The sequence below is a fragment of the Burkholderia sp. KL41 genome (genome assembly GCF_057005415.2).
On record NZ_CM189268.1, the window covers coordinates 795,615 to 821,674 of the forward strand.

General features: G+C 68.7%; 28 protein-coding genes. 9 read left to right on the forward strand and 19 right to left on the reverse strand.

Going from position 1 to position 26,060, the window contains the following annotated elements; all coding sequences use genetic code 11:
• Positions 1-63: 63 nt before the first annotated feature.
• Positions 64-495, forward strand: coding sequence for a CBS domain-containing protein (locus PQB87_RS37615; protein ID WP_027792518.1), 432 nt, complete (start codon positions 64-66; stop codon positions 493-495).
• A gap of 88 nt (positions 496-583) precedes the next feature.
• Positions 584-1,066 (forward strand): PRC-barrel domain-containing protein, encoded by a 483-nt coding sequence (locus PQB87_RS37620; RefSeq protein WP_059687728.1) that lies wholly within the window; start codon positions 584-586, stop codon positions 1,064-1,066.
• Positions 1,067-1,380: 314 nt separating this feature from the next.
• On the opposite strand, the gene PQB87_RS37625 is transcribed toward PQB87_RS37620, so the two are convergent.
• The 6 genes from PQB87_RS37625 to PQB87_RS37650 all read right to left on the reverse strand — a co-directional run bounded on the left by PQB87_RS37625 (position 1,381) and on the right by PQB87_RS37650 (position 5,244).
• A complete protein-coding gene (locus PQB87_RS37625) occupies positions 1,381-1,989 on the reverse strand; it encodes a DUF892 family protein (RefSeq protein WP_059687727.1) in 609 nt (202 codons plus the stop codon).
• Between the two features lie 56 nt (positions 1,990-2,045).
• Positions 2,046-2,651 carry a DUF4142 domain-containing protein gene (locus PQB87_RS37630; protein ID WP_111941067.1) on the reverse strand — a complete coding sequence of 202 codons (606 nt, stop codon included), beginning with the start codon at positions 2,649-2,651 and terminating at the stop codon, positions 2,046-2,048.
• Between the two features lie 173 nt (positions 2,652-2,824).
• Complete coding sequence (locus PQB87_RS37635; RefSeq protein ID WP_111941069.1) at positions 2,825-3,391, reverse strand: hypothetical protein; 567 nt, start codon at positions 3,389-3,391, stop codon at positions 2,825-2,827.
• A 62-nt stretch (positions 3,392-3,453) separates the two neighbouring features.
• Positions 3,454-3,753 carry a DUF2795 domain-containing protein gene (locus PQB87_RS37640; protein WP_111941149.1) on the reverse strand — a complete coding sequence of 100 codons (300 nt, stop codon included), beginning with the start codon at positions 3,751-3,753 and terminating at the stop codon, positions 3,454-3,456.
• Between the two features lie 34 nt (positions 3,754-3,787).
• Positions 3,788-4,816, reverse strand: a complete 1,029-nt coding sequence (locus tag PQB87_RS37645; protein WP_233344804.1) for an SDR family oxidoreductase — start codon at positions 4,814-4,816, stop codon at positions 3,788-3,790.
• A gap of 26 nt (positions 4,817-4,842) precedes the next feature.
• Positions 4,843-5,244, reverse strand: coding sequence for a BON domain-containing protein (locus tag PQB87_RS37650; protein WP_489244478.1), 402 nt, complete (start codon positions 5,242-5,244; stop codon positions 4,843-4,845).
• Positions 5,245-5,791: 547 nt separating this feature from the next.
• Here PQB87_RS37650 and PQB87_RS37655 point away from each other — a divergent pair.
• Entirely contained in the window at positions 5,792-5,914 is a 123-nt protein-coding gene (locus tag PQB87_RS37655; protein ID WP_265098654.1) for a hypothetical protein, read from the forward strand.
• A 14-nt stretch (positions 5,915-5,928) separates the two neighbouring features.
• Here the strand turns inward: PQB87_RS37655 and PQB87_RS37660 are convergent, their stop codons facing one another.
• On the reverse strand, positions 5,929-8,238 hold the full coding sequence (locus PQB87_RS37660) for a hybrid sensor histidine kinase/response regulator (RefSeq protein WP_233344806.1): 2,310 nt from the start codon (positions 8,236-8,238) through the stop codon (positions 5,929-5,931).
• A 225-nt stretch (positions 8,239-8,463) separates the two neighbouring features.
• Positions 8,464-9,831 (reverse strand): sigma-54-dependent transcriptional regulator, encoded by a 1,368-nt coding sequence (locus PQB87_RS37665; protein WP_048028548.1) that lies wholly within the window; start codon positions 9,829-9,831, stop codon positions 8,464-8,466.
• 350 nt (positions 9,832-10,181) lie between these two features.
• On the opposite strand from PQB87_RS37665, the gene PQB87_RS37670 reads away from it, so the two are divergent.
• Positions 10,182-11,222 (forward strand): sigma-54 interaction domain-containing protein, encoded by a 1,041-nt coding sequence (locus PQB87_RS37670; protein ID WP_489244481.1) that lies wholly within the window; start codon positions 10,182-10,184, stop codon positions 11,220-11,222.
• Between the two features lie 265 nt (positions 11,223-11,487).
• On the opposite strand, the gene PQB87_RS37675 is transcribed toward PQB87_RS37670, so the two are convergent.
• Together PQB87_RS37675 and PQB87_RS37680 are read right to left on the reverse strand one after the other, a co-directional pair.
• Positions 11,488-12,291: a BON domain-containing protein gene (locus tag PQB87_RS37675; protein WP_489244483.1), complete on the reverse strand. Its 804-nt coding sequence runs from the start codon at positions 12,289-12,291 to the stop codon at positions 11,488-11,490.
• A gap of 192 nt (positions 12,292-12,483) precedes the next feature.
• Complete coding sequence (locus tag PQB87_RS37680; protein ID WP_233344809.1) at positions 12,484-12,870, reverse strand: chemotaxis protein; 387 nt, start codon at positions 12,868-12,870, stop codon at positions 12,484-12,486.
• A gap of 284 nt (positions 12,871-13,154) precedes the next feature.
• On the opposite strand from PQB87_RS37680, the gene PQB87_RS37685 reads away from it, so the two are divergent.
• Positions 13,155-14,744, forward strand: coding sequence for a PAS domain-containing hybrid sensor histidine kinase/response regulator (locus PQB87_RS37685; RefSeq protein ID WP_489244484.1), 1,590 nt, complete (start codon positions 13,155-13,157; stop codon positions 14,742-14,744).
• 61 nt (positions 14,745-14,805) lie between these two features.
• Here the strand turns inward: PQB87_RS37685 and PQB87_RS37690 are convergent, their stop codons facing one another.
• Positions 14,806-15,444, reverse strand: a complete 639-nt coding sequence (locus PQB87_RS37690; protein ID WP_489244485.1) for a MarC family protein — start codon at positions 15,442-15,444, stop codon at positions 14,806-14,808.
• A gap of 134 nt (positions 15,445-15,578) precedes the next feature.
• Between PQB87_RS37690 and PQB87_RS37695 the strand changes: the two genes are divergently transcribed.
• The gene (locus PQB87_RS37695) at positions 15,579-15,797 is read left to right on the forward strand and encodes a DUF6566 family protein (RefSeq protein WP_034189953.1); all 219 of its coding nucleotides are present in this window, start codon (positions 15,579-15,581) and stop codon (positions 15,795-15,797) included.
• A gap of 49 nt (positions 15,798-15,846) precedes the next feature.
• On the opposite strand, the gene PQB87_RS37700 is transcribed toward PQB87_RS37695, so the two are convergent.
• The gene (locus PQB87_RS37700) at positions 15,847-16,224 is read right to left on the reverse strand and encodes a DUF5594 family protein (RefSeq protein WP_111941085.1); all 378 of its coding nucleotides are present in this window, start codon (positions 16,222-16,224) and stop codon (positions 15,847-15,849) included.
• A gap of 37 nt (positions 16,225-16,261) precedes the next feature.
• Entirely contained in the window at positions 16,262-17,794 is a 1,533-nt protein-coding gene (locus tag PQB87_RS37705; protein WP_489244487.1) for an FAD-dependent oxidoreductase, read from the reverse strand.
• Between the two features lie 236 nt (positions 17,795-18,030).
• Between PQB87_RS37705 and PQB87_RS37710 the strand changes: the two genes are divergently transcribed.
• Positions 18,031-19,191 carry an NAD-dependent formate dehydrogenase gene (locus PQB87_RS37710; RefSeq protein ID WP_048028541.1) on the forward strand — a complete coding sequence of 387 codons (1,161 nt, stop codon included), beginning with the start codon at positions 18,031-18,033 and terminating at the stop codon, positions 19,189-19,191.
• A 39-nt stretch (positions 19,192-19,230) separates the two neighbouring features.
• Here the strand turns inward: PQB87_RS37710 and PQB87_RS37715 are convergent, their stop codons facing one another.
• From PQB87_RS37715 to PQB87_RS37735, 5 genes are all read right to left on the reverse strand, one after another.
• Positions 19,231-20,655: an aminotransferase-like domain-containing protein gene (locus PQB87_RS37715; protein ID WP_174414211.1), complete on the reverse strand. Its 1,425-nt coding sequence runs from the start codon at positions 20,653-20,655 to the stop codon at positions 19,231-19,233.
• A gap of 381 nt (positions 20,656-21,036) precedes the next feature.
• A complete protein-coding gene (locus tag PQB87_RS37720) occupies positions 21,037-21,291 on the reverse strand; it encodes a hypothetical protein (RefSeq protein WP_060060889.1) in 255 nt (84 codons plus the stop codon).
• A 34-nt stretch (positions 21,292-21,325) separates the two neighbouring features.
• On the reverse strand, positions 21,326-21,781 hold the full coding sequence (locus tag PQB87_RS37725) for a DUF1269 domain-containing protein (RefSeq protein ID WP_059682419.1): 456 nt from the start codon (positions 21,779-21,781) through the stop codon (positions 21,326-21,328).
• Between the two features lie 94 nt (positions 21,782-21,875).
• Entirely contained in the window at positions 21,876-22,325 is a 450-nt protein-coding gene (locus tag PQB87_RS37730) for a phosphate-starvation-inducible protein PsiE (protein WP_042973791.1), read from the reverse strand.
• Positions 22,322-22,714, reverse strand: coding sequence for a LysR family transcriptional regulator (locus PQB87_RS37735; protein ID WP_174414208.1), 393 nt, complete (start codon positions 22,712-22,714; stop codon positions 22,322-22,324). Before PQB87_RS37735 ends, PQB87_RS37730 begins: the two co-directional genes overlap by 4 nt.
• A 368-nt stretch (positions 22,715-23,082) precedes the next feature.
• On the opposite strand from PQB87_RS37735, the gene PQB87_RS37740 reads away from it, so the two are divergent.
• Positions 23,083-24,144 carry a Dyp-type peroxidase gene (locus tag PQB87_RS37740; RefSeq protein ID WP_048028533.1) on the forward strand — a complete coding sequence of 354 codons (1,062 nt, stop codon included), beginning with the start codon at positions 23,083-23,085 and terminating at the stop codon, positions 24,142-24,144.
• 176 nt (positions 24,145-24,320) lie between these two features.
• On the opposite strand, the gene PQB87_RS37745 is transcribed toward PQB87_RS37740, so the two are convergent.
• Entirely contained in the window at positions 24,321-24,710 is a 390-nt protein-coding gene (locus PQB87_RS37745; protein WP_021157953.1) for a GIY-YIG nuclease family protein, read from the reverse strand.
• Positions 24,711-25,149: 439 nt separating this feature from the next.
• Between PQB87_RS37745 and PQB87_RS37750 the strand changes: the two genes are divergently transcribed.
• Positions 25,150-25,965, forward strand: a complete 816-nt coding sequence (locus tag PQB87_RS37750; protein ID WP_021157952.1) for a family 1 encapsulin nanocompartment shell protein — start codon at positions 25,150-25,152, stop codon at positions 25,963-25,965.
• Positions 25,966-26,060 lie beyond the last annotated feature (95 nt).

The following is a 26,060-nucleotide window of genomic DNA, read 5'->3' on the forward strand; positions in this document are numbered from 1 at the left end:
GAAGGCACGCGGCTTGCGGACTCCGCCGACGAATTCGCCGTCCCCACCTGCAAGGAGGAAGTCATGCATCGCGTCAACGAAATCATGTCGCAGGACGTCGTGCGCATCGCGCCGACCGACTCGATCCGTCATGCCGCGCAACTGATGGAGCGCTACGACATCGGCGCGTTGCCCGTGTGCGACAACAACCGGCTGATCGGGATGGTGACGGACCGCGATCTCGCGGTGCGCGCGATCTCGGCCGGCAAGCCGCCGGAAACGCGGGTCCACGAAGTCGCATCGGGCCCGATCGAATGGTGCTTCGACGACGATTCGCTCGACGAGATCCAGCACTACATGGCGGACGCGCAGCTGCGCCGCCTGCCCGTCGTCGATCACGACAAGCGGCTGGTCGGCATGCTGTCGCTCGCGGACATCGCGACGCGCTCGGCCGGCCCGGCGCGCGACGACGTCGCGAACACGCTTGAAGGCGTGTCGCAACCGAAGCAGACGTGACGGCGCGATCCTCGCGCCGCACGATACCCGCGCGACCCGCAGGGCCCGCCCCGGGCACCGTCGCGCCCCACGCAGACTGGAGGAAACCATGCAGACTTCCGATCAAGGTCAGACCCGCATCATCGGCAAGGGCGCCGCAACGGCGGCCGGCCCCGGCCCCGACGTGATGGCGGCCGATACGCTGGAAGGCGACAAGGTCTACACGACCGACGGCGACGATGTCGGCAAGATCAAGGACATCATGCTCGACGTGCGCTCAGGCCGCGTCGCCTATGCGGTGCTGTCGAGCGGCGGCATCCTCGGCATCGGCGACAAGCTGCACGCCATTCCGTGGAGCGCGCTCACGCTCGACACCGAACGCAAATGCTTCCTGCTGTCGGTGTCGTCCGAGCGCATCCGCAACGCGCCGGGATTCGACAAGGACCACTGGCCGGCGATGGCCGATCCGCAATGGGCCGAACCGCTGCACGAGTTCTACGGCAGCGCGCCGTACTGGAGCGGCGGCGACGAACTCGGGCTGACCGACCCGACCGAGGAACTGAACGATCCGCGCGCGCGCGACCGTCACTGATCGCACGACGATGCTGCGCCGGTTCGCCGGCGCATCCGCTTTCTACACGCCCCGCTCGCGCGGGGCGTCTTTTTTGCAAGCGGGGACGGCGGAAGGTGAGGTGCGTCGCGTGCGTTATGTGCGCTAAGGCACCGCGCCGATCGCGAGGGAGAACACGCGCGATGCCGGGCGGCGGCGGGATCGTCGCCGCAGTCGGGTTGCATCGCGGTTCCCCTTTCTCCTGTCGCCGGAACCGATCGCCGTGCAGCTCGCGGCGGCCTTCATCGGGCGCCGCAACCGGGAGCGGCAACGCCCCGGCTGCCGCCCCGTTGCCGTCACATCATCTTGCCGCGCGAGCGCTCGGCACGCGCTGCCTCCGCCGCCGATTCGACCTTCTTCACTTCCTCCGGCGGCGGCAGCACGGCCTTGAAGCCCATCGACTCGATCCACATCTCGCGCGCCCAGCCGCGCGTGTGATACAGGTGGTGATCCTCGTCGGCCTCGACCTCGTCGTGCGCGTCCTTCAGCGTCTTCGCCACATCGCCCGACAACTGGTCGGCCGCGTAGCCGATCAGCTCCCAGTTCAGGTGGTCCTTGGTCTCGGCGAGCACCACGCACTCCGCCGCGACGACCTGCGCGACGGCCGGATCGGCGTGCTTCCGCGCCTGCTCGATCACGTGGACCAGCGCCTTGCCGGTGGCCGCGACCGCACTGCGTCCGGGCGACTGCGCATCGGGGTCCATGCCGAACGTCTCGAACACCTTGCGCAGCACTTCCTGGTGATGCAGCGTCTCGCGGTGGTACTTCTCCCATTCCTTGTGCAGATCGTCGTCGGTCGCGCACTGCAGCGCGGCCTCGTAGAGCTTCGCGCCGCCAAGCTCGGTTTCGTATGCCTGACAGAGCAATTCGCGGATGCCTTCGTGTTTCGGTTGCCGATGGGCCATGACTGCCTCTCCGAAAAAAACGGGCCGCACGCGGCCCGGGGTTGAACGGGCACGCGTTACCGCGCGCCCACCTTGCGTTCGAGCGCCTGCGCCAGGCTCAGGTGATGCCTGAGCGTCGGCAACGTGGTGCTCGCGAATTCGCGCAGCTGCGGGTCCCTGCCGTCGCGCGCCTCGCCTTCGAACAGCGCGACGGCCTTGCGGTGTGCGTCGGGGCCGACCGCCGCGACATACGCGACGTCGAAGTCGCGGCCGTTCTTGCCTCGCAGCGCCTCGACGTCGGGGTCCGAAATCTGTTCGACCTGCGGCTTCATGCCCTTGCGCGCGGCGAGCTCGGTGAGCCGTGCATTCGCCTTGCCGTGATCGCTCACCATCTGCTTCGCGAAAACGCGCACGTCCGGCGACTGCGCCTGCTTCAGCGCGAGCTGGCTGGCCTGCACCTCGGCCTTGCCGGCGATCGCGGCCTTGTCGATGAATTCCGCGTCGCCGCCCTGCGGCGCCTTCGCGATCCGCGCGTCGCCCGCGCCCGACGACGGATCGATCACGCCGCCCGGCACATGCGAATTCGATGCGGGCGGCTCGCTCGGCGCCTGCGCGCCGGCGAGCCCCGATACGGCGAGCACGCCTGCGGCAAGCGCCGCGATCGTCCAGTTCGGATGTTTCATCTGCTGTCTCCTTGTACTTGCGTGGAAGCGGCCGCCTATGGCCACCGACGGCCACCGATCGCCTTCAGCCGACGACGATCGAGCCGCCGTTCGGGTGCAGCGTCTGCCCCGTCATGCCGCTCGCGCCGTCCGCCACGGGCGCCACCTTGCCGGCGAGCCTGCCGCTGCCCACGTCACCGGCTGCGTCGTCGTGCGGCTTCGTCCGGCCGGCGCACCGGATCGAAATCGCGCCACTCGCCGTCCTGCCAGTCGCCGTCGACGCGCTCGATCGACTTCGCGCCCGTCGCACGCAGCACGTCTTCCGCCGTGGCGGCCGTCTCCGGCGTCACGTGCGCGGCAAGGATCACGCCCGTATCGCTTCGCGCGAGCGTGCCCTTGCCTTCGTCCTGCTCGCCGCGCATCCGGCCGAGCGCGCCGCCCAGCGCGCCGAGGTACGCGCCGGCCAGTGCGCCCGCCGCCGGCACGAACCAGTAGCGCACGCCCACCGCATAGACGATCAGCCCGGCGACGACGCCGATCAGCAACCCGCGCATCGCGCCGACCATCGCGCCGCGCCCGCCGGGTTTCGCCGCCGTGTCGGCGTAGACGTCTCCGCCGATCGGAAAGCGCGCGTGCTGGCCGCCCGGGTTCAGGAAGAAGATCGACACGTCGTCCGTGCCGAACGCGCGCTCGTAAAGGCTGCGCGCCCCGCCTTCCGCTTCATCGAACGTCGTGAAGCGGCCTGCGACGATCATCGCCATGCTCGTGCTCCTTCTCGCTGTACACCGCGCGCGAAACGCGCACGGCACGATGGCCGTACCGCTCACATCAGCCGCCCGAGCTCCTTCGACACCGATGCCGGCGTGTCGTATTCGCGATCGGGAATGCGCGTGAGCATGTCGAGCACGTCGTGGGCCGCATGCGAGCGTTGCGCGCATTCGACGATGGTCGCCTTGCTGGCCGGGTAGTCCATCCCCTTCAGCGCCTTCTGCACGTCGACCGGGCCGGGCGGCTTGCCGTGGCCGGTCTGGTGCCCGCCCTTGTCGTGGTCCTGCTGCACGCGCTCGCCTTCGTGCGCGCGGGCGCGGCTGAGTTCGTGGCCCGTGTGTTGTCGGGATGTCATCGAAACCTCCTTGATCGAATGAACGAAAACGGCATCACGCGGGCCCGCGGCGCGCACGCGCGAGCGCGGCGAACACGAGCGCTGCCGCGCCGAGCGCGACCGCGCCGGCCATCTTCGGCCGCTGCACCACCGTGTTGTAGGCACGGCTGCGCAGCACGGGGCCGTCCATCCCTTCGCGCTCGTGCAGCGCATGACGCGAGTCGTACAGCGCGTTGTCGTCGCGCGGGCGCGCGGGCCGCACCGTGCGCTGGCCGCGCGAGAACAGCGTGGCCGCGACGCGATCGAACAGGCGCGGCGCGTGGTACGCGCTCGCCGACGTGAATTTCGCGGCACCGCCGACGAACAGCGTGCGGCGCGGATGGGCGGCCGCGAACAGGATCGCGTCGGCCACGAGATCGGGGTCGTAGATCGGCGGCGGCAGCCTCGGCTCGACGTTCATGTAGTTCTTCGCGTGCATCACGAACATCGTGTCGATCGCGGCCGGCTTGATCAGCGTGACCGACACCGGCAGGTGGTCCGATTCCATCTCGAGCCGCAGCGAATCGGTGAAGCCCTTCACTGCGTGCTTCGACGCAACGTACGCGCTTTGCAGCGGCACCGGCGCATCGGATGCCTCGCTGCCCATGTTGACGATCGCGCCGCCGTGGAAATCGCGCTTGCGACGGAAGTGGTCGGCCGCGACGAGCGAGCCGTGCACGACGCCCCAGTAGTTGGTCTCGAACAGGCGGCGCTGATCCTCGAGCGGCACGGCGGCCGCCGTGCCGAAGATCGACACGCCCGCGTTGTTGACCCAGGTGTCGAAGCCGCCGTAAGTGTCGACCGCCTTCGCGGCCGCGCGCTGCACGTCCTCGAGGTTCGCGACGTCGCCGGCGACCGGCACCGCGAGGCCGCCGTGCTGGCTGATTTCCTCGCACAACGTATTCAGCGCGCCCTCGTTGCGCGCGAACAGCACGAGCTTCGCGCCGCGCCGTGCGGCCTTGCGCGCGGTGACGAGGCCGATGCCGCTCGTCGCGCCGGTGATCACGATCGTCTGCTCGCCGACCGGTTTGAGCATGCAGTTCATGACAAACTCCTGTTGCGGCAACGCCGTTACTTGGCCCGGATGGTCAGCTGGTCGCGCACGTCCTGCACGCCGTCCACCTGCTTCACGACGCCGACGGCCTGCGTGCGCTGCTGTTCATCGGGCACGCTGCCGGTCAGCATCACGATGCCGTGCCGCGTCTTCACGTGGATGGCGCCGGACGACAGGCCGCTCGTGCCGACGAGCTCCGCCTTCACCTTGGTCGTGATCGTCGCGTCGCGGATCTTCCTGCCGGTCGTCGAATGCGACGACGTGGATGACGACGCGGCGCTGTCGTCGCCAGCGGCGAACACGTTCGGCGCGATCGACGCGCAGGCGGCGGCCGAGACGATCGCGATCGCCATGCCGACACGCTGCGCGCGATGGCGACGGATGCGCAGGGAACGGGCTTGCAACGGGAATACCTTCATCGTGACCTCCTTTCGTCGAGCCGGCACGGCCGGCGGGCGGACACGACGGGCGCAAACCGCGTGCCGCGGCCGCGCCGCCGCTTGCAGGCGGCAATCGCCGGCCGGACGCGCTTTCATCCAATGCGTTGTAATTTTTTCGACATGGCGGCTGGCGGTTTCCCCCGCAGCGTCGCGGGTATGCCGCTTGCCGACAGGAAGCCACGGCGGCTCGTGTGCGCGGGCCGGACCTCGGGGCATCGCCCGGCGAGGAAGCGCGTCGATCAGTGAACACGTATCGCGATTGCGGGGAGCCGGCGGTGTGGACGCGGGCGGTCAGACAATGCCAGAGGATTCAAGTCGCGGACGTCGCAAAGCAATCATTGGAGCGCGACGTCGACCACGATGCCTTGGCGTACTCGTGCACCGCAACGGAAACATTCAATGAAGGACTGCGATATAAAACGCGGGTTCGTCGACGGCAACGCCATCTTTCCCGGTTCACGTCCGTGCGAGAGGCTCGTGACTGCCGGTCACGACGTACCATCGGTCGAATACTTCCACACGGGGCATGAAGGACAACATCGCACGTCCGTTCAATGCGCCGAATGTCGAGCCGATGCGCCCACCCGCCGGACAATCGCCACGACGATCGCGTGAATTCGCCGGCACCCTCAACGTCAACGTCGAGTAACCGCGGCCAGTGCGTCAGCCGTCGCGCTTCGTCGCATGCGCGATCTTGTGCACCAGTTCGCGCACATCGACCGGCTTGCACAGATAGCCGTCGAACCCGGCCTCCAGCGCACGGCGCTGGTCGGCGAGGCCGGCATGCGCGGTGACCGCGAGCACGCACAGGTCGGGCGGCCCGCTGTCGCCGTTCATCGCCCCGTGCCGCAACGCATCGAGCAGCCAGAAGCCATCGCCGTCGGGCATCGCGAGATCGGACAGCACGACGGTCGGCCGCAGGTCGGCGGCCACCGCGAGCGCCTCGCGGCCCGACGACGCGATCGCGACCGACGCGCCGAACGTGGTCAGCGCGGCCGTGAGGCTCGCCCGCGTCGTCGCATCGTCGTCGACGATCAGGATTCGCTGCGCATCGAGCACGAGCGGCTCGCGCTGCCCGCCCGCCTGCGCGAGCCCCCACGCCATCGCGCCGACCGGCTGCCAGCCGGCCGGCAGCGTCACCGTGAAGGTCGTGCCGCGATTGCGGCCCGCGCTCACGACGGTCACGCCGCCGCCATGCAACTCGGCGATATGCCGCACGATGGACAGGCCGAGACCGAGGCCGCGTCGCGACGATGCAGGCGAATCGTCCGCGCGGCGAAACATGTCGAAGATGTACGGCAGGAACTCCTGCGCGACACCCTGCCCCGTATCGGTCACGGTCAGGATCACCTGCGCGTTGTCGCGCGCGAGCCCGACCGTCACGTTGCCGCCGTCCGGCGTGAACTTCAGCGCGTTCGAAATGAGGTTCGACAACATCTGCCGCAACCGCTCGGCGTCACCCGACACGATGCACGACGAGGTCTCGCAATCGAATTCGAGCGCGATGCCGGCCAATGACGCGGCCGTCCGGAACGCGCCGACCGAATCGGAGAACAGCCGCACGATGTCGACCGGCGTCGCGTCGAGGCGCAGCTTGCCGGTCGCGAGCGACGATGCATCGAGAATGTCGCCGACCATCCGCGTGAGCGAACGCGCGCTGCGGTCGATGGCATCGATCGCCTGGTTCTGCAGCGCCTGGTCGCCGGAATTGCGCAGCACCTCGACCCAGCCATAGATCACGTTCAGCGGTGTGCGCAACTCGTGCGATACCGTCGCCAGCAGCTCGTCCTTCAGCCGGTTCGACGTATCGGCCTGGTCGCGTGCGTCGCGCGCGCCCCGCAACGAGCGCTGCGCGCGGAGGTCGCGCCGGCGCTGCGCACCGGTTTCGCGCAGCGTCAGCGACAGCGCGACGCATTCGCGTGCCTCGCCGCGTACCGGGCACGCCGACATGGTCGCGCGAAAACGCCGGCCGTCGCGCCGCACGCACAGCAGTTCGAGCGGCCCGACCGGATCGCGCATCGCGTCGAAGGATTCCGCCAGCGGATTGCGCTGCAACCAGCGCATGGCGATCAGCGAGTCGAACATGCGGCCGCGCGCGTCGGCCTCGTCGTAACCGAAGATTCGCTGCGCGGCCGGATTCCAGCTGGCAATGCGGCCGTTCGCGTCGATGCCGACGATTGCGTCCGGCGATGCGTCGACCACCGCACGTTGCAAGCGCGACGCGTCGATGCGTGCGCGATCCGCGCCGGCATCGCGCAGCAGCAGCACCGCGCCGTCGAGGTTGCCGTCCTGATCGCCGAGCGGCGCGGCAACCTCGACGATCGGCACCGGATCGCCGGTGCCGCCACGCTGCAGCCAGTGCCGGTCGGACACCGCGTCCGCGCCGTCGAGCGCACGATCGAGCGGCGTCGTCTGCACGCGGCGGCCTTCACGATCGACGATCCGCAGCACGTCGCGCACCGGCCGCCCCGCCGCGTCGCCAGGCCGGCAGCCGGCGAGTTCGGCCGCCGCCGCGTTGATATAGGTCAGCCGCCCTTTCGTATCGACCGCGATCACGCCGTGCGGCAGCGCACTCAGCACGGCTTCGAGCTGCCGGCGTACAGCCGCCTCGCGTCGGCTCGCGCGATCGTTCGTGATCCGTGTCTGTCGCAACATCGACGCGATCGCGCAAACGAGCGCACCGATCAGGATGAAGGTGCCGAGCTGCACCAGCCGCTCGGGCAGCGGCGCCGGATAGGCGGCCGGATCGGACAGGAACAGGGTCCACACGAGCAGCCCGCTGACGACGGTCGACACGATCCCGAACACGAACGACGTCGCCCACGCGGCGCCTGCGAGCAGCGGGTAGTACAGCACGAACGGCAGGTTCACGCCGCCGAAGCGGATCGCGAGCACCTGCAGCACGGTCGCGATCGCGACCAGCATCGCGGCCGTCGCGTAGCTTCCGGCCTGCGGCCGGGGACGATCGGTCATCGGACACGCTCCTGCGGGGCCGGCCGACGGCCGCGGCCCCGGACACCGCCGACAGGCACGACGCGCGACGGCCGGCCGGAACCGGCCGCGCAGCCGCCCGCCACGGAATGATTCACGCGACGGCCGCGCCGGCACGCGGGCGCGTCTCGCCGCATCCCGGCGATGCCGTCGTCAGGTGTGCACGCGTGATGCGGAAACGGGAGCATGAGTGTGATCGCGACGGCATCAGGAGTCCGGCTTTTCCGTTTCGTCTTCCAGTTGCGCGAGCCGGTTGTAGATCGTTTTCAGGCTGACGTCGAGCACTTCGGCCGCCTGCGCCTTCACGCCGCCGCACTGCGCGATCGTGCCGAGGATCAGCTTGCGGTCGACTTCCTCGAGCGGCGTGCCGAACGGCACCGTCACGCGATCCTCGTGCGAATCGACCATGCTGGACAGTTCCTCCATGATCGGCGGTGGCAGCGAGTCGATCACGTCGGCGTCGGTAAAGATGCTCGCGCGCTGCACGAAGTTGCGCAGTTCGCGTACATTGCCGGGCCATTCGTAGGTCTTCAGCGCCTCGCGCGCGGCCGGCGCAAAGCGCAGGTTGCGGCCGCTTTCCTCGTTGTAGTGCTGCAGGAACGCATCGGCGAGCATCGGGATGTCGTCGCCGCGCTCGCGCAGCGACGGCAGCGGAATCGGAAACACGTTGATCCGGTGAAACAGGTCGGGCCGCAGCTTGCCGTCGGCCATCGCGGCTTCCGGATCGCGGTTCGTCGCGGCGACGATGCGCACGTCGACGTCGATCTCGCGCGTCGAGCCGAGCCGCGTGAGGCGCCCCGTCTCGAGCACGCGCAGCAGCTTCACCTGCGATTCGAGCGGCATCTCGGTGATCTCGTCGAGAAACAGCGTGCCGCCGTCCGCGCGCTCGAAGAAGCCCTTGTGCTGGCGCTCCGCGCCGGTAAAGCTGCCGCGGTCGTGGCCGAACATCTCGCTCTCGACGAGGTTCGCGGCAATCGCACCGCAGTTCACCGCGAGGAACGGGCCGCGGCGGCGCAGGCTCAGGTCGTGCACGGTCTGCGCGGCAAGCTCCTTGCCGGTGCCCGATTCGCCGGTGAGCAACACCGACGCTTCGGTGCGCGCGACGCGCCCGATCGCATCGTAGACGGCCTGCATCGCGGGCGAGCTGCCGAGCATGCGGCCGAATCGGCCGAGGCGCTGCAGTTCCGAGCGCAGCTCCGCGATTTCCTCGTGCAGCGCGGTCGTGCGCGGCACGCGCGCGAAGATGCTGTTCAGCCGCTGCATGTTCAGCGGCTTCACCAGATAGTCGGTCGCGCCGCGCCGCAATGCGTCGATCGCGGTTTCGAGGCTCGCATGGCCGGTGGTCAGCACCATCTCGCAATGCGCGCGCTTGGGCAACGCATCGAACAGGTCCATCCCGTTGCCGTCGGGCAATACGAGATCGCACAGCACGAGATCGGGGGTATGCGTCGACACGAGCGCGCGTGCTTCCTCCAGCGTCGCGGCGGTATCGCAGGCGAGTTGCTGCGTGCGCGCGAGCGTCGCCAGCATCGTGCGCGTATCGGCATCGTCTTCGACGATCAGGACGTAGGGCATCGAGGCTCCTCGTGATGCGAGCCGGTACAAGTGTCGACCGGACATCGCGACAGATGTGCAGCGCATCGCACGCCGACAGGCACGAGGCAATGCATTCCACGCTGCAGCGAATGAACTGGCAGGCGATGCTGCCATGAAGAAGGAATCGCTTAGCAGTATAGAAGAGCGACGTCGCGCATCGGCCCGTCATCGAATAAATCTATCCGCCCGCGCGGCAGGCATTGCGAGATTCAATGCGGCCGCGGCGACATAACACGTATGCTTTGCGCATGAATAACGGCGCATAACGTGTCGTTTTTTCGTGTGCCTGGGTCATAGTCGGTCAAATCTTCCCCATTCGATATCACGTCATGTCGAAATCCGTCGATGACGGCAAGCGTCTGTCGGGACGCTCGCGTTCGATCCAGACCCTGTTGATGAAGGTGTCGCGCGTGGCCGCGACGCGCATCAGCGTATTGATCGTCGGAGAAAGCGGCGCGGGCAAGGACATCGTCGCGCGGCTGTTGCACGATTTGAGCCCGCGCCGGCGCGGGCCATTCGTCCCCGTGAACTGCGGCGCGATCCCGCCCGATATCGCGGAGTCGCAGTTGTTCGGGCACGAGAAAGGCAGCTTCACCGGCGCGATCGCCCAGCATGTCGGCATGTTCGAAGCCGCTCGCGGCGGCACGCTGTTTCTCGACGAAATCGCCGAGATGCCGGCCGAACTGCAGGTCAAGCTGCTGCGCACGCTCGAATCGAACACGATCATCCGCGTCGGCGGTCACGAGCCGATTCCGCTCGACGTGCGCATCGTCGCGGCCACCCATCACGATCCCGTCGAGGCCGTGCGCAGCGGCCGGCTGCGCGAGGACCTGTTCTACCGGATCGCGCCGGTCGCGCTGCACGTGCCCGCGCTCAGGCAGCGCGAGGACGACGTCGACGACATCGCGCTGCAGATCGTCGAGCGGCTGAATGCGCGGCACCGCACGCGCAAGCGGCTGTCGATGCAGGCGAGGAAGGCCCTGCGCGCGTATTCGTGGCCCGGCAACGTGCGCGAGTTGCGCAATGCGCTCGAGCGTGCCTTCATCCTCGCCGACGAGCAGATCGACCTGCAGTTGCCGCGCCGGCTGCTGCCGCGCGACGACGTGCGCCACAACGCGATGACGCTGCATTTCGGCACGACGCTCGCGCATACGCAGCAGCGTTTCATCGTCGCGTCGCTGCGGCATTTCAACGGCGACAAGCCGCGCACCGCGAAAGCGCTCGGCATCAGCCTGAAGACGCTGTACAACCGTCTCGCGCTGCTGCCCGAGCATGAACGCAATGCGGTGAACGGCGGCGCCGCGACGAACGCCGCCGGTTCCGCGAATGCGACCGGCGCGACCAACCCGTCGAACGCGACGCTCCCGTAAACGCGGCCCGTCACGCTGCACGTCGTCGCACTGTGCGCGACCCGGCCGCACGTGACGCGATCGATACCGGAACGTTCACCCGCGCGGGGCCGTGCGGGCCGTCGTCATGGCACGCTGCCCGCAGCCTCCATCGCGGCCACACCGTTTCGTGCACGGCCGGTCAATGATGCGGCTTGCTCTCGCGGTCGCGTTCGACGGTGCCGGGTTCGGGATCGCGCACGGCCGGCAGCCTCCATCGCGGCCGCACCGTTTCATGCACGGCCGGTCAGTGATGCGGCTTGCGCTCGCGGTCGCGTTCGACGGTGCCGGGTTCGGGATCGCGCGCGGCCGGCAGCGTCGGCGTGATGGTCCGCTGGTCGGGATGCAGCACCATGCCCGTATCGTGTTCGCCGTCGCGGTGCACGCGCACGCGATTCTCGACGTCGCGCACGCCCATGCAGCCGTCGGCCAGATCCTCGATGTCGTGCTTCATCCAGCGTGACGGCACCGTGCCGTCCAGCACGACGCAGCCGTCCTGTACCTGCACGGTGACGTCGCTCACGTCGATGTCGAGCGCATGCGCGAGCCGCTCGCACACGTCTTCGCGGATGCGCTCGTCCGAACGCGTATAGCCCTTCGGCCCGCGACGATGGCGCAGCGCGTCGCGATCGGCGTCGCCGCCGTACCGCGACGGGTCGGGCGCGTAGCCGCCGTGGCGCGGCGTGTCTCGCGGGTCGCCATGGTCGTGCTCGTCGCCGTACCGGCCCATCCGGAAATGACCACGGAATTCCGGACGGTCGCCGCCGTGCGGGCCTTCACTGCCCTCCGCACGGCGGCCCGGTTCGCGGTAGCCGCGTTCGGCCTCCCATGCGGGCGGGCGCGCACCGCCCTGCCAGCCCTGGTCGGACATGCCGCGCCGCTGGTCCGCCGGCCGCGCGGCGCGCTCGGTCCATTCGCTGCCCCAGTCTTCCGCGCCGACGTTCTCGCTCGCCGAGCGACGGCGGGCCGATTCAGGGTCTTCCTCCGGCCATCGTGCCGGGTCGTCCGGGATGCCGCGCTCGCCGTGCCGTCCGGGATATCGTCGTTGCATCGTGTCTCTCCTTGTTCGCGCCTGCGCCGCGCACGGCCCCATGCCGGGTCGCGACACGGCGCATGCCGGCCGGCTCCAACGCAAGCCGCGTGCCGATATCGTTGCCGGCGCACGACGAATGCGCATCGCGCCGTCGATCCGCTGCCGGCCGCGCCAATCTGCAATGCGATTGCAGTTTTTGCGTGCCGGGCGTCATGACCCGCCGCCGGCGCCCGGATCGCCCTGATCGTCCTGATCGTCCGGGCCCCCGGATGCGTCGTCGCGATCCGGCCCGCTCAGCCGCTCGATGCGATCCGGCTCGATATCGGCGCCTTCTTCGAGCGTCGAATCGCCGTCCGCCGACGCGCGCTCGCCGGTGCCCGCGCGGTCCGTATCGCTGTCGAGCGACGCGTCGCCGCGTTCGAGCGCGTGCGCATCGAGCGGCGAATCGATGTCGAACGGATGGCGTCGCGCGCCGGCCGTGTCGCTGCCGCTGTCGGACGAGTCGCCCGGCCCCAGTGCGCGGCCGTCGCGGCCGCGACGGGCGTTGTCGTCGTCCGGGCCGGCCGGTTCGTTGTCGGGGTTCAGCGTGCTGTTCATGTCGTCCTCCTTGCCCGCGTGCCGCTGCATGCCGCTACGGGTGGCCGGGCGGCCGCGGCACGGCACGCGGACGGGTGGCGCATGCAATCGGCATGCCGCATCGCGCGCCCGGAACGGATGCCCTCGCCGGGATCGCGGACGGCACGGACGATGCGCACCCATTGATCAGCCGAATTGAGTTCCCTTATGCTTCCCGGGGTGCCAATCCGATCGACATGGCCGCCGCCGGCCCGCCCGGCGGCGGCCGGGCAGCGTTTGCCTGCCCGTCTTCGACCTGCCACACGATGAAGAAAGACGACGACTCTCCTCGCTCCCATCCGCCGCCCGGCTTACCCGACGCGCGCGACCTGGTGCATCGCTTCGCCGAGTTCCGTTTCCAGACGGTCGTCGGCTCGATTACCGACTACGCGGTGTTCATGCTCGATCCGCACGGCAATGTCGCGACGTGGAATGCGGGTGCCGAGCGCATCAAGGGCTATCGCGCGGCCGAGATCGTCGGCCATCACTTCTCGCGCTTCTATCCGGCCGATGCGATCGCGGCCGGCCGGCCGTCGCACGGGCTCGACGAGGCGGCCGCGCGGGGCCACTTCGTGGATGAAGGCTGGCGCGTGCGCAAGGACGGCTCGCAGTTCTGGGCGAGCGTGACGATCGCCCCCGTGCACGATCACGAGAACCAGCTGTGCGGTTTCATCAAGATCACGCGGGACATGACCGAGCGCAAGCGGCTCGAGGAACTCGAAGCGTCCACGCACCGGCTCAGCGTGTTCATCGCGATGCTCGCGCACGAGTTGCGCAACCATCTCTCGCCGCTGCGCCATTCGGTCGGCGTGCTGCAGAGCCTGCCCGATCCGGCGCCCGTGCTCGCGCAATGCCGCGACGCCGTGCATCGCCAGGTCGGACAACTGACACGGCTCGTCGACGATCTGCTCGACGTCGGCCGCATCACGGCCGGCAAGGTCGAGCTGAACGATCGCCCCGTCGCCGTGCGCGACATCGTGTGCCGCGGCGTCGAAAGCATCCAGCCGAAGCTGGCCGCGCGCGGGCAGCACATCCACGTCGACCTGCCGACCGATCCCGTGCTGCTGCACGGCGACGATGCACGGCTCGTCCAGGTGCTGCACAACCTGCTCGACAACGCGTCGAAGTTCTCGCCGCACGGCGGGCGGATCGACGTGGGCGCACGGGTGGAAGGGCCGGTGGTCGCCATCCGCATCACCGATCACGGCGTCGGCATCGCGCACGGCGCGCTCGAAACGATCTTCGACCTGTTCGAGCAGCGCGGCGCGTCAGGCGGCCCGCCGACCGGCGGCTTCGGGCTCGGGCTCGCGATCTGCCGGACGTTCGTCGAGCTGCACGGCGGGCGGATTTCCGCGGAAAGCGGCGGGCCCGGGCACGGCGCGACGTTCACGGTGCGGCTGCCGATCGCACGGACGGGACGTGCGGAGCAGGCCGCCGCGCGCGAGCCGGCGGCGCACACGCCATCGGACACCACGCCGCTGCGCATCGTGATCGTCGACGACAACCGCGACTCGGCCGACACGCTCGCCGTGCTGCTCAAGGTGAAGGGGCATGCGCCGCGCGTCGCGTACAACGCAGGCGATGCGCTGGCGCTCGCCCGCGACTACGCGCCGCAACTGATGATCCTCGACCTGACGATGCCCGACGTCGACGGCTTCACGCTGCTGCACGAACTGCGCACGATCGACGCGCTGCGCGACACGACCTGCGTCGCGCTGTCCGGCCACGCGCGCGCGTCCGACCTCGCACGCACCGAACGCGCGGGCTTCGACGCGCACCTCGTGAAACCCGTCGAGATCAACGTGCTCGACGCACTGCTGCAGCGTGTGGCACGCCGCGTTCGGCGTCCGTCGTAACCGCCCGGGCTCGAGCTGCCGCACGGCACATCGCCGCGCACGCCGTGGCGCCGCATGGCGTTCAATGCGGCAGCCCGAACGCGGCCTTCAGGCTCGCGACGATCATCTGCATCGCGATCGCCGCGAGGATCATCCCCATCAGGCGCTGGGTCACCGCCGTCACGCGCGGCGACAGGTAATGGCCGATCAGCGGCGCGGACAGCAACGAAACGGCCAGCAGCACGAGAAACGCGGCGAGCCCGAGCGCGAACGCGAGTTCCTGTCCGGTCGAGAACGCGCTGTGCCCGAGCACGATCATCGTCGCGATCGTGCCGGGGCCGACGAGCAGCGGGATCGTCAGCGGATAGATCGCGACGCTCTCGGCTGCCGCCGGGTCGGCGCCTTCGTCCTCGCCCGGCGAATGCTGGCGGCTCGGCGCACCGTGCAGCATCGACAGCGCGATCAGCAGCACCAGCAGCCCGCCCGCGAGACGGAAATCGTCGATCGTCAGGCCGAATACGTGCAGGATCGCGCCGCCCGCGACGGCCGACACGATGCAGCCGACCGTCACGCCGATCGCGGCCGTCAGCGCGACCTTGCGGCGCACGCCGTCCGCCACGCCTTCGGTCAGCGACAGGAACACCGGGATGTTCGCGATCGGGTTCATGATCGCGAACAGCGCCGCGAACACCTTGATCGAAAAGGTCAGGTCGAAGGCCACAGGTTCGCTCCCGTCTCACGCGTCGGTTCGCACACCGAATCGCACGCAAATTCCGCTTCGTTTCCGGTGCACGGCGCGCGCCATGCTGCTACGATCGACGCACCGCGTTCACGCACGATGGAGGGCCCCGACCGATGCAAGCCACCGACACCTTCATGGATCACGAGATTCGCGTCGAGGCGACGCGCAACGCGAACGGCGCGTGGGTCGCGCAGGTGCGGATCTTCCGCGACGGCGCGCCGGTCGACCTGCCCGCGCCCGAACTCGTCACGCCCGAATGGCTCACGTGCGACGAAGCGCTGCGCGGCGGCATCGACCAGGGCCGCGTGATCGTCAAGACGCGCGACCGCTAACGTCGCGCGGTTCGTCGCCGCATCGCCGGCGGGCAGCGCGCCGTGCGTTTCACGCATCGAAATCGAGATCGCCGATCAGGATTTCGCGGTCGCGCTGGGTCCGTGAACTGAAGTCGACCGGCAATTCCATCTGCCAGCGTTCGATCGTGACCGGCAGCGCCGCGAGATAGCGATCGAAGCGGCTGCGGTCGGGCTCGGCCAGCAACGCATCGATCGCGTCGTCGCGCCACGCGAGCCGCGCGTTCAGCCGGTTCGGCAGCCCGACCGTCGACGTGAGGCCGACCACGTCCACACAGGTCGGGCTCCCCTGCCCGTCGTGCGGCACGACTTCCACGCGCACTTCACCAGGCTGATACAGGCCGAGCACGCGCGCCGCGATGCGCGGTGCGAACTCGGTTTCGAAACGTGCACGGATTTCAGGACTCATCTTGCCTCCGGGTTCGAATCATGTCGTCACACGGCCGTCATGCGGCTGCAATCTGCCGCTCGAATGCCGCTTCCGCCTTCAGGCTGTCGAGATCGCGGCCGATCGTCGCGACCGCGAGCCGCGTGTCGCCGCGCCAGTACGCGATCGCGCAGTCGTGCGCGCCGAGGTCGCCGTCGATCTCGACGCGATCCCATTGCTCCGCATGCCCGACGTAGTTGATCGTCAGGTCGTAATGCTGGCTCCAGAAGAACGGCACCGCGTCGAACGGGCGCTGCTGGCCAAGCATGTTGCGCGCCGCGACGATGCCCTGCCGCTCGGCGACGACCCAGTGCTCGACGCGAATGCGCTCGCCCGTCAGCGGATCGGGCCAGCGCGCGATGTCGCCGGCCGCGTAGATGCCGGGCACACTCGTCTGAAGGAAGCGGTCGACCGTCACGCCGCGCTCGACGGCCAGCCCCGCGTCCTGCGCGAGCGCGACGTTCGGGTGCACGCCGATGCCGACCACCACGACGTCGGCCGGCAGCACGTCGCCGGTCGACAGCGTCACGCTGTCCGGCGTGATCCGCACCGGCGTCGCGCCGAGATGGAACACGACGCCGTGCGACTCGTGCAGGGCCTTGATCGTGTCGCCGAGCGCTTCGCCGAGCACGCGCGCCATCGGATGCGCATCGGGCGCGACGACCTGCACGTCGAGCCCGCGCGTGCGCAACGCGGCGGCCGCTTCGAGCCCGATGAAGCTCGCGCCGACCACCACGCAGCGGCGGGCCGTTTTCAGCTTGCCGATCAGCGCGTCGCAATCGGCGCGCGAGCGCAGCACGCACACGTGCGGCAGATCCGCGCCGGGCACGCTCAGCCGGTTCGGCTCGGCGCCCGTTGCCAGCAGCAGCGCGCCGTACCCGACATGGCTGCCGTCGGCCAGTTCGACCGCCTGCCGCGCGGGGTCGATCCGCGCGACACGCGTGCCGCACCGCACGTCGATCCGGTGATCGGTATAGAACGACGGCGCACGCAGCGGCAACCAGTCGGCGTCGGCCGTGCCGGCGAGATAGTCTTTCGACAGGTTCGGCCGGTCGTACGGCGGATCGGCGTCGGCGGTGAGCATCGTGACGGGATGTGGATAACCCGCCTGCCGCAGCGTCACGGCGGCCGCGATCGCAGCGGCGCCGCCGCCGACGATCACCACCGACGCGGGCAGCCCGGCCGCATTCAGCGCGGGAGGCGCGGCGGCCGGCCGCGCATCGAGCACGACGGCACGGCCGTCGCGGCGTTCGACGCGCCAGCACGGGAGCCCGTCGAGCGCCGGTGCGCGCAGCAGTGCGCCCGTGCGCAGGCAGAACGCCGCGTGATGCCATGGGCAGTGGATCGTGTCGCCCTCCAGCAGGCCGTCGGCCAATGGTGCGCCGTAGTGCGGGCACTGCGCGCCCACGGCAAACAGTTCGTCGGCGCGGCGCACGAGCAGCACCGCGGTATCGCCGACATGGCCCTCGATCATCGCGCCGTCGGCGAGATCGTCGAGCGCGATGCCTTGCGTGAGGTCGGGGCGTGAAGACGAAGCGTCGCTTCCAGTCATGACGTGGCTCCCTGAGAGTCAGGTAAGGATCCCATTATCGACATCCCATTTGAAAAGAACAGGTACAGACGCCTCCGCAGCGCACGCAAACACCGACTGTAGCTTGTACGCGAGCCATGACGGGCGTAGAACGTCATCAACGTTGCGGCGCAACACACCCGTTGCCTGCGAGGGCACGTCGCGCGTCCTGCGCAATCCGCGTGCCACATTCTCCCCTTCACCAGGAGTGCTACCCGATGGCCACCGTCCTGTGCGTGCTCTACCCCGATCCGGTCGACGGCTACCCGCCGCGCTACGTGCGCGATGCGATTCCGGTCATCACGCGCTACGCGGACGGGCAAACCGCGCCGACGCCGGCCGGCCCGCCCGGCTTCCGGCCCGGCGAACTCGTCGGCTCGGTGTCCGGCGCGCTCGGGTTGCGCGGCTATCTGGAGGCGCACGGCCACACGCTGATCGTCACGAGCGACAAGGACGGCCCCGATTCCGAATTCGAGCGCCGGCTGCCCGAAGCGGACGTGGTGATCTCGCAGCCGTTCTGGCCCGCGTACCTGACGGCCGAACGGATCGCCCGCGCGCCGAAGCTGAAGCTCGCGCTGACGGCCGGCATCGGCTCCGATCACGTCGATCTCGACGCGGCCGCTCGCGCGCATGTCACCGTCGCCGAAGTCACCGGCTCGAACAGCATCAGCGTGGCCGAGCACGTGGTGATGACGACGCTCGCGCTGGTGCGCAACTACTTGCCGTCGCATGCGATCGCGCAGCAAGGCGGCTGGAACATCGCCGATTGCGTGTCGCGCAGCTACGACGTCGAGGGCATGCATTTCGGCACGGTCGGCGCGGGGCGCATCGGGCTCGCCGTGCTGCGCCGGCTGAAGCCGTTCGGCCTGCAGCTGCACTACACGCAGCGCCACCGGCTCGACGCGTCGGTCGAGCAGGAACTCGCGCTCACGTATCACGCGGATGCCGCGTCGCTCGCGAGCGCCGTCGACATCGTCAACCTGCAGATCCCGCTTTACCCGTCGACCGAGCACCTGTTCGACGCGGCGATGATCGCGCGCATGAAGCGCGGCGCGTACCTGATCAACACCGCGCGCGCGAAGCTGGTCGACCGCGATGCGGTCGTGAATGCCGTCACGTCCGGGCATCTCGCGGGCTACGGCGGCGACGTGTGGTTTCCCCAGCCGGCGCCGGCCGATCACCCGTGGCGCGCGATGCCGTTCAACGGGATGACCCCGCACATCTCCGGCACGTCGCTGTCCGCGCAGGCACGCTATGCGGCCGGCACGCTGGAGATCCTGCAGTGCTGGTTCGACGGCAAGCCGATCCGCAACGAATACCTGATCGTCGACGGCGGCACGCTCGCGGGAACGGGCGCGCAGTCGTACCGGCTGACGTGACGTGACGCCACGCGCCGCGCCCGACGCGCGGCGGTACGGTCAGTCGACGCAGTAGGCGGCGAGCTTGCCGACGGTCACGACCGCCTGCTCGATCTCCGGCGACCACGGGCTGCTGTAGTTGAGGCGGATGAAATTCCGGTAGCTGTCCGCGATCGAGAACATGTAGCCGGGCCCGATCGTGATGCCCTGTTCCAGCGCGAGCTGGTACAGCCGCATCGCATCGACCTGCACGGGCAACTCGACCCACAGCACGTAACCACCCGCGGGGCTCGAGATGCGCGTGCCTTCCGGGAAGAATCGCGACACCATCGTGCGCATCAGGTTCGCCTGCTGCGCATACGCCTTGCGAATCCGCCGCAGGTGATGCTCGTAGCCGTCGCGTTCGAGAAACTCCGCGATCGCGAGCTGCGGCAGCGACGGCGTCGCGAGCGTGTTCAGGAATTTCAGCTTCTCGACCTGCTCGCGATAACGGCCCGGCAATGCCCAGCCGATCCGGTACGCGGCCGTCAGGCTCTTCGAGAACGACGCGCAATGCAACACGATGTCGTGGCGGTCGAACGACTTCAGCGTGCTCGGATGCATGTTGCCGAAGTACAGTTCGTTGTACACACCGTTCTCGATGACCGGCAGGTCGGCCTTCGCGGCGAATTCGACCAGTTCGCGCTTGCGTTCGTCGGGCATCTGGAAGCCGAGCGGGTTCTGGAAGTTCGGCATCACCATGCATGCGGCGATCGGCTGCGACTTCGCGATCGCCGCCAGCGCGGCGATGTCGATCCCGTATTCCGGATGCGTGGCCACCTCGATCGCCTTCATCCCCATCCGCTCGATCGCGTGCAGCATCGCGTAGAACGTCGGCGATTCCACCGCGATCGTGTCGCCCGGCTTCGCCACCGCCTGCAGGCACAGGTTGATCGCCTCCGTCGCACCGACCGTCACGATGATCTCGTTCGGGTCCACCGACATCCCGTTTTCCAGGTAGCGGCGTGCAATCTGCCGGATCAGCCGCGGATGGCCCGGCGGCAATCCGTCCGTCACGCCCCACAGCGACTTGTCGCGGCCGGCCGCATACGCATAGCGGTTCAGCTTCTCGAACGGGAACAGGCTCGGGTCCGGGTACGGCGAGCCGAGCGGCACTGCGTCGTCGGTGCCGATCGCGCGCAGCGTCGACAGCACGAGCCGGCTCACGTCGACCGACGACGAGATCGCGATCGGCTTCGACGGCCGCAGCTCGCGCACCGGCGCATGGCCGTCGTCGCGCCGCAGGTTCACGAAATAGCCGGACTGCGGGCGGCTTTCGAGCAGCCCGCGGCTTTCAAGCAGCAGATACGCGTGCAGCACGGTCGTGATGCTGATCCGGTGCTGCTGGCTCGCCTGCCGCACCGACGGCACACGATCGCCGTGTCGATATACGCCTTGCCGGATGAGTCTCTCTACGTCGTTTGCAAATTTCTCGTAGAGCTTCATCCGCCTCGCCCCGCCAGCGATGAACCGGCCTGCGGTGCACGGGCGGCATGGCCCCGCCGGTGCACGAAGCCGGATAGCCGTGCCCGGGCGCGGGGGTCCCGGTTCGAACCTCGTCCGTTATCGAAATTGAAGGCGGATAGCAACGCGAATCTCATCTAGACAAGGTTCGGCATCCTACTGCGTCATTTCGACGAATGTAAGTGACAGTTTGGCGAGGAAACGCCAAATCCGCCCGGCGTGGTGAACAGATTCGAACGCGACGGCACGGCCCGGCGCGGGGCCATTCACCGGGCGCCATGCAGGAGCATGGGCTCGCGTATTGCCGCCGTCCGGCGGGCGGCCGTCACGTGAAGCCCGGTCATGCGCGGGCCTCGCGTGTGATCAAGCGTCGTCGACGTTGTCCGCGTAGTGGTCGATCGCGACCTTGCACTCGTCGAACACCACCGTCAGCCACGCGACGTCGTTCGACTCGACCCACTTGCGGATCTGCAGGAATTGCCCGGTGCCGAGATCGGCGACGCGGGCCGGATCGTCGGTCGTCACGTCGACGGTCGCGATCGCGCGATTGCCGCTGCCCGGCAGCGGCGTCAACGTCGCCGCGATGTCGAAGCGCCGGTACGATTGATCGATGCGCATGCGGTTCTCCCGAAGCAGGTCGAATGGAAGCGTGTCAATCGAGCGTCTGGCGGAACACCTTGCCGCCGAATCCCGTCACGACGTTGTCGACCGAGAACGGCGTGTCCTCCTTCGCTTCGAGGATGACCGCGACGCTGCCGGGCACGAGCCGCGCCGCAATCGTCTCGACGAACGTGCCGTCGAGCAGCGCGTTGCCGGCCGCTTCCGCGAGAATGCCGGCCCCCGCGCCGGCCGCCATGCCGGTGACCACGCCGAGCGGCCCGGCGAGCAGCCCGAGCAGCCCGCCTGCGATCGCGCCGATCACGCCGCCCTTGAACGGTCGCGATTCGGCATCGAGCACCGCGAGCTTGCCGGTCGCGTCCTTCTCGACGACGACGCCGTTCTCGATGTGGAATCCCTCATGCTTGTCCGACAGCGCCCCGAAATCGCTCGCGGCCCGACGGGCCGTGTCGACGCTGCCGAACACGGCGACGATCAGTTGCCTTGTCATTCGATACCTCGCTCGGTTGGTTGGTCAGTTTGATCAGTTTGGCCGCTTTGGCCGGTTACAACTGCCGCACCGTATGCGGCACGCCGCCCGCTCCTCACCTGCGCGCATGCACATCGTCCTCGACATCGTCGACGTCCGCCGGAAAGCGATGCTGGCCGAAACTCAGGATCAGCACGCCCACCGCGAGCAGCACGATTCCGAACGTCGTCATCAGCATCCGCTCGGGGCTGTCGGTCGCCCCGCGCAGGATCAGGTCGCGCGCGAGCGACGTCATCGCAATGAACAGCGGAAACCGCACGGGCAGCCGGCCGAGCCGCAGGTAGCGCACGTCCATCGCGAGCACTTCCAGGTACAGGAACATCAGCAGCAGGTCGGTCAGCGACACTTCGCCCGCCAGCACGACCTTCCACGCTTCCTGCGCCATCGCGAACGCGGTCGCGAGCCCGATCACGATCAGCCCGGCCAGCTCGGCCGCGTGAAGAAAATGGCCGAAGCGGCGGCGAATGCGCTCGGCCGGCGAGCGGGGAACGGTGGTCGTATTCAAGGTGACAGTCGCGTTGAGGAAACTTGAACGGCGCCGGGTGGCGGGAACGCCGCGTCGCGCGCGGCAGCATGCACGGCCCCGCTATCGGGTGCGTCGGCCGCGTCGGGCGCATCGGGCACCGCCGGCGCGTGCGCGCCGGCCGCGCCGATCGCCTGCTCGACCGCGGACAGCGTCCGGCGGCAGCACACGTGGAACGCGACGCCCGCATCGGAGCAGGCCACGTCGTCGTGCTCGCGGCACAGCAGCAGGCGACAGCCGAGATACCGTTCGAGGCAGTCGATCCGTTCGCTCACCTGCGCTTCGTCGAGCCGCAGCTCGGACGCCGCGCCGGACAGGCCGCCACGCTCGACCACCGCGACATACACACGCATCGCTTCCAGCAGGTTCATGATGACGCTCCTCGTCGGCGGGCGCAGCGGAACCTAATCTACTGCACGCGGCACGCACGCTCAAGAGCACAGCGCCGCGCACGCCAGGAGTACAGCTGCGCGCGCGCCGCCCAAAATCGGGCCCTGTTTGACACATTCGCATGACAGTTCGGCGATACGGGTTCCAAAGCCCCGCCGAAGCTGCTAGATTGCTTGCTCGACGACGTTACGCGGTGCGGGCCGGTCACGCGCCGCGCGGCCGGCCGCCACCGCCGCGGCCCGTTGCGCGAGGCACGCGCAACGTCCTTCATCCGCATGACACAAAGAGAACAGTCGCATGACACAGTTCAACCGTTCGCCTTCGCGCGCCACGGCCCGCCCGTCCCGACATGACTGACCGGCAGCCCGCGATGCAGACACCTCCCCCGCTCTCCCAGGCCGTTCACAGCCCGATCACGCGCAGCGCGATCTTCCTCGTGGCGACGATCAATCCCGGCGCCGAGCACGCCGACACGATCCGTTCGTGGTGCGGCGACATCGCCGCGCTCGTGCGCTCGGTCGGCAAGCGCGTGCCGGGCGGCAACCTCACCTGCGTATGCGGCTTCGGCGCCGACGCATGGGACGCGCTGTTCGGCGCCCCGCGCCCCGCCGCGCTGCATCCGTTCCGCGAGTTCGGCGCGGGGCAGCGCGTCGCGGTCGCGACGCCGGGCGACATCCTGCTGCACATCCGCGCGGAAGCGATGGACCTGTGCTTCGAACTCGCGACGCAGCTGCTCGGCGCGCTCGGCGATGCCGTCACGGTGGTCGACGAGGTGCACGGTTTCCGCAATTTCGACCAGCGCGCGATGATCGGCTTCGTCGACGGCACCGAGAACCCGGAAGGCCGCGAGGCGGTCGACTTCACGGTGATCGGCGACGAAGACGCGGAATTCGCGGGCGGCAGCTACGTGATCGTGCAGAAGTACCTGCACGACATGGCCGGCTGGAACGCGCTCGCGGTCGAGACGCAGGAGCGCATCATCGGCCGCACCAAATTGTCGGACATCGAACTCGCGCCGGACGTGAAGCCGTCGTGCTCGCACAGCTCGCTGACCACGCTCGACGAGAACGGCCAGGAAGTGAAGATCCTGCGCGACAACATGCCGTTCGGGCGCCCGGGCGCGGGCGAATTCGGCACCTACTTCATCGGTTACGCGCGCTCGCCGGCGCCGATCGAGCAGATGCTCGAGAACATGTTCGTCGGCCGCCCGCCCGGCAACTACGACCGCCTGCTCGACTACAGCCGCGCGGTCACCGGCTCGCTGTTCTTCGTGCCGTCCGCCGACCTGCTCGAAGCGCTCGCCGATCGCGCAGCGCCGGCCGCCGACGCCGCGCAGCCGGAAGCGTCGCCGTCCGCGCCGCATCGCGACGGTTCGCTGAAAATCGGTTCGCTGAAAGGCATCCCGTCGTAACGCAGGGTACCGATGGCCGTCCGGCGCGCGACCGCGCGCCGGGCGTGTCCGGAACCGCCTCTGTTCAGTCGGCCGGAGCGCGCGTGCAGCGCTGCGCAACAGTCCCCTCCACCGCGCCACCGCTTATGGGCAGTGACGCGCGCAGGCTTGCATTCCCGGCACGCCGCCCACGCGACTCAACCCACCAGAATATAGAGCCAGTTCTTCGGCAACGCCCCACCCGGGCCGTTGCTGCATGCCAGCAGCCGTTCGCCGGATTGGGGGTGCGTGATGCCGGTACGGAACGTCTCGATGGCCTTGCGCTCCAGACGGTCGAACGCGTTCCCGACCAGGTTGTGCGCTTCGAGATAGATCGGTGCCATCAGCTTGAAGTCAGGCTTGGTGGCGCGATGTTTCGCCAGCCGGGTGTACAGGTCGCTGGTGATGCCGATATAGAACTTGCTGTACTCCGGCTTCGCGGCAAACGCGTTCAATACCTGCCGCAAATGCCCGATGACATCCTCGTGATTGATGACGCCCGTCTTCAGCATGTATTTGTCTTCGGGCGAGACGAGTTGCAGTGCCATGAACGACCTCCACTTGTTGTGAAGCATCAATAGGCTGCGTCTATGATTCATCCGGGCCCGGCTCCGACGACCGCCCAACCCCTGCTGGCAGACACCCGGCTGGATGAATGTTCGTAAGAATGCACGACGCGCGACAGGACGTCGACCGGAATTGATTCCGCACAGCGTCGAACGCGGCCCGGGCGACGGTGCCGCCGGCACGCCCCGGGTATCGCGGCAATCCGGTCGCGGCATTCCGTGTTCGCCCACACCCGCACCGCACGAATTGCATCACAGTTGCGCGACCGCACGGTGTCGTTTCGATTTGTGCTGCAGCGGTGTCGATCGAGCCTGCTAATATTCATTTTCGTCCGCGATCGGCAGGCTGGCATCACGCACAGCCCGTCAGCCGATCGGCCCGCCATCAAGTGTTTCCGCTGACGTGAGGCAATCCAAATCCATGAATAACCTGCACCGCGAACTCGCCCCGATCTCGTCTTCCGCCTGGGAACAAATCGAGGAGGAAGTGGCACGCACGTTCAAACGATCGGTGGCCGGCCGCCGCGTCGTCGATGTCGACGGCCCCGAAGGCCCCGAGCTGTCGGCCGTCGGCACCGGGCACCTGGTCGCCGTCGACGCGCCGCGCGAGCACGTGAACGCGCGGCTGCGCGAAGTCCGCACGATCGTCGAGCTGACGGTGCCGTTCGAGTTGAGCCGCGACGCGATCGACAGCGTCGAGCGCGGCGCGCGCGATGCCGACTGGCAACCGGCGAAGGACGCCGCGCAGCGGCTCGCGTTCGCCGAAGACAACGCGATCTTCGACGGCTACCGGGCCGCCGGCATCGTCGGCATCCGCGAAGGCACGTCGAACCGCAAGCTCACGCTGCCGGCGGACGTCAGCGCGTATCCCGACGCGATCAGCGATGCGCTCGAGGCGCTCCGCCTGGCCGGCGTCGACGGCCCGTATTCGGTGGTGCTCGGCTCGGATGCGTACACGGCGCTCAGCGAGGCGCGCGACCAGGGTTATCCGGTCCTCGGCCATATCAAACGGATCGTCAGCGGCGAGATCATCTGGGCGCCGGCGATCAGCGGCGGCTGCGTGCTGTCCACGCGCGGCGGCGATTACGAGCTGCATCTCGGGGAAGACGTATCGATCGGCTACACGAGCCATACCGACAAGGTCGTCCGCCTGTACCTGCGCGAAACGTTCACGTTCCTGATGCTGACGAGCGAAGCATCGGTGGCCGTCGCGCCGCAGGGCAACCCAACGGCCTGACCTCGGCTGTCCGCGCGATGCCCGCCGGGCGTCGCGCGCGGCCGGCCGCACCGCCGGCCGCATGTTCGTCGCCGATCGAGCCCACTTTGCATGGA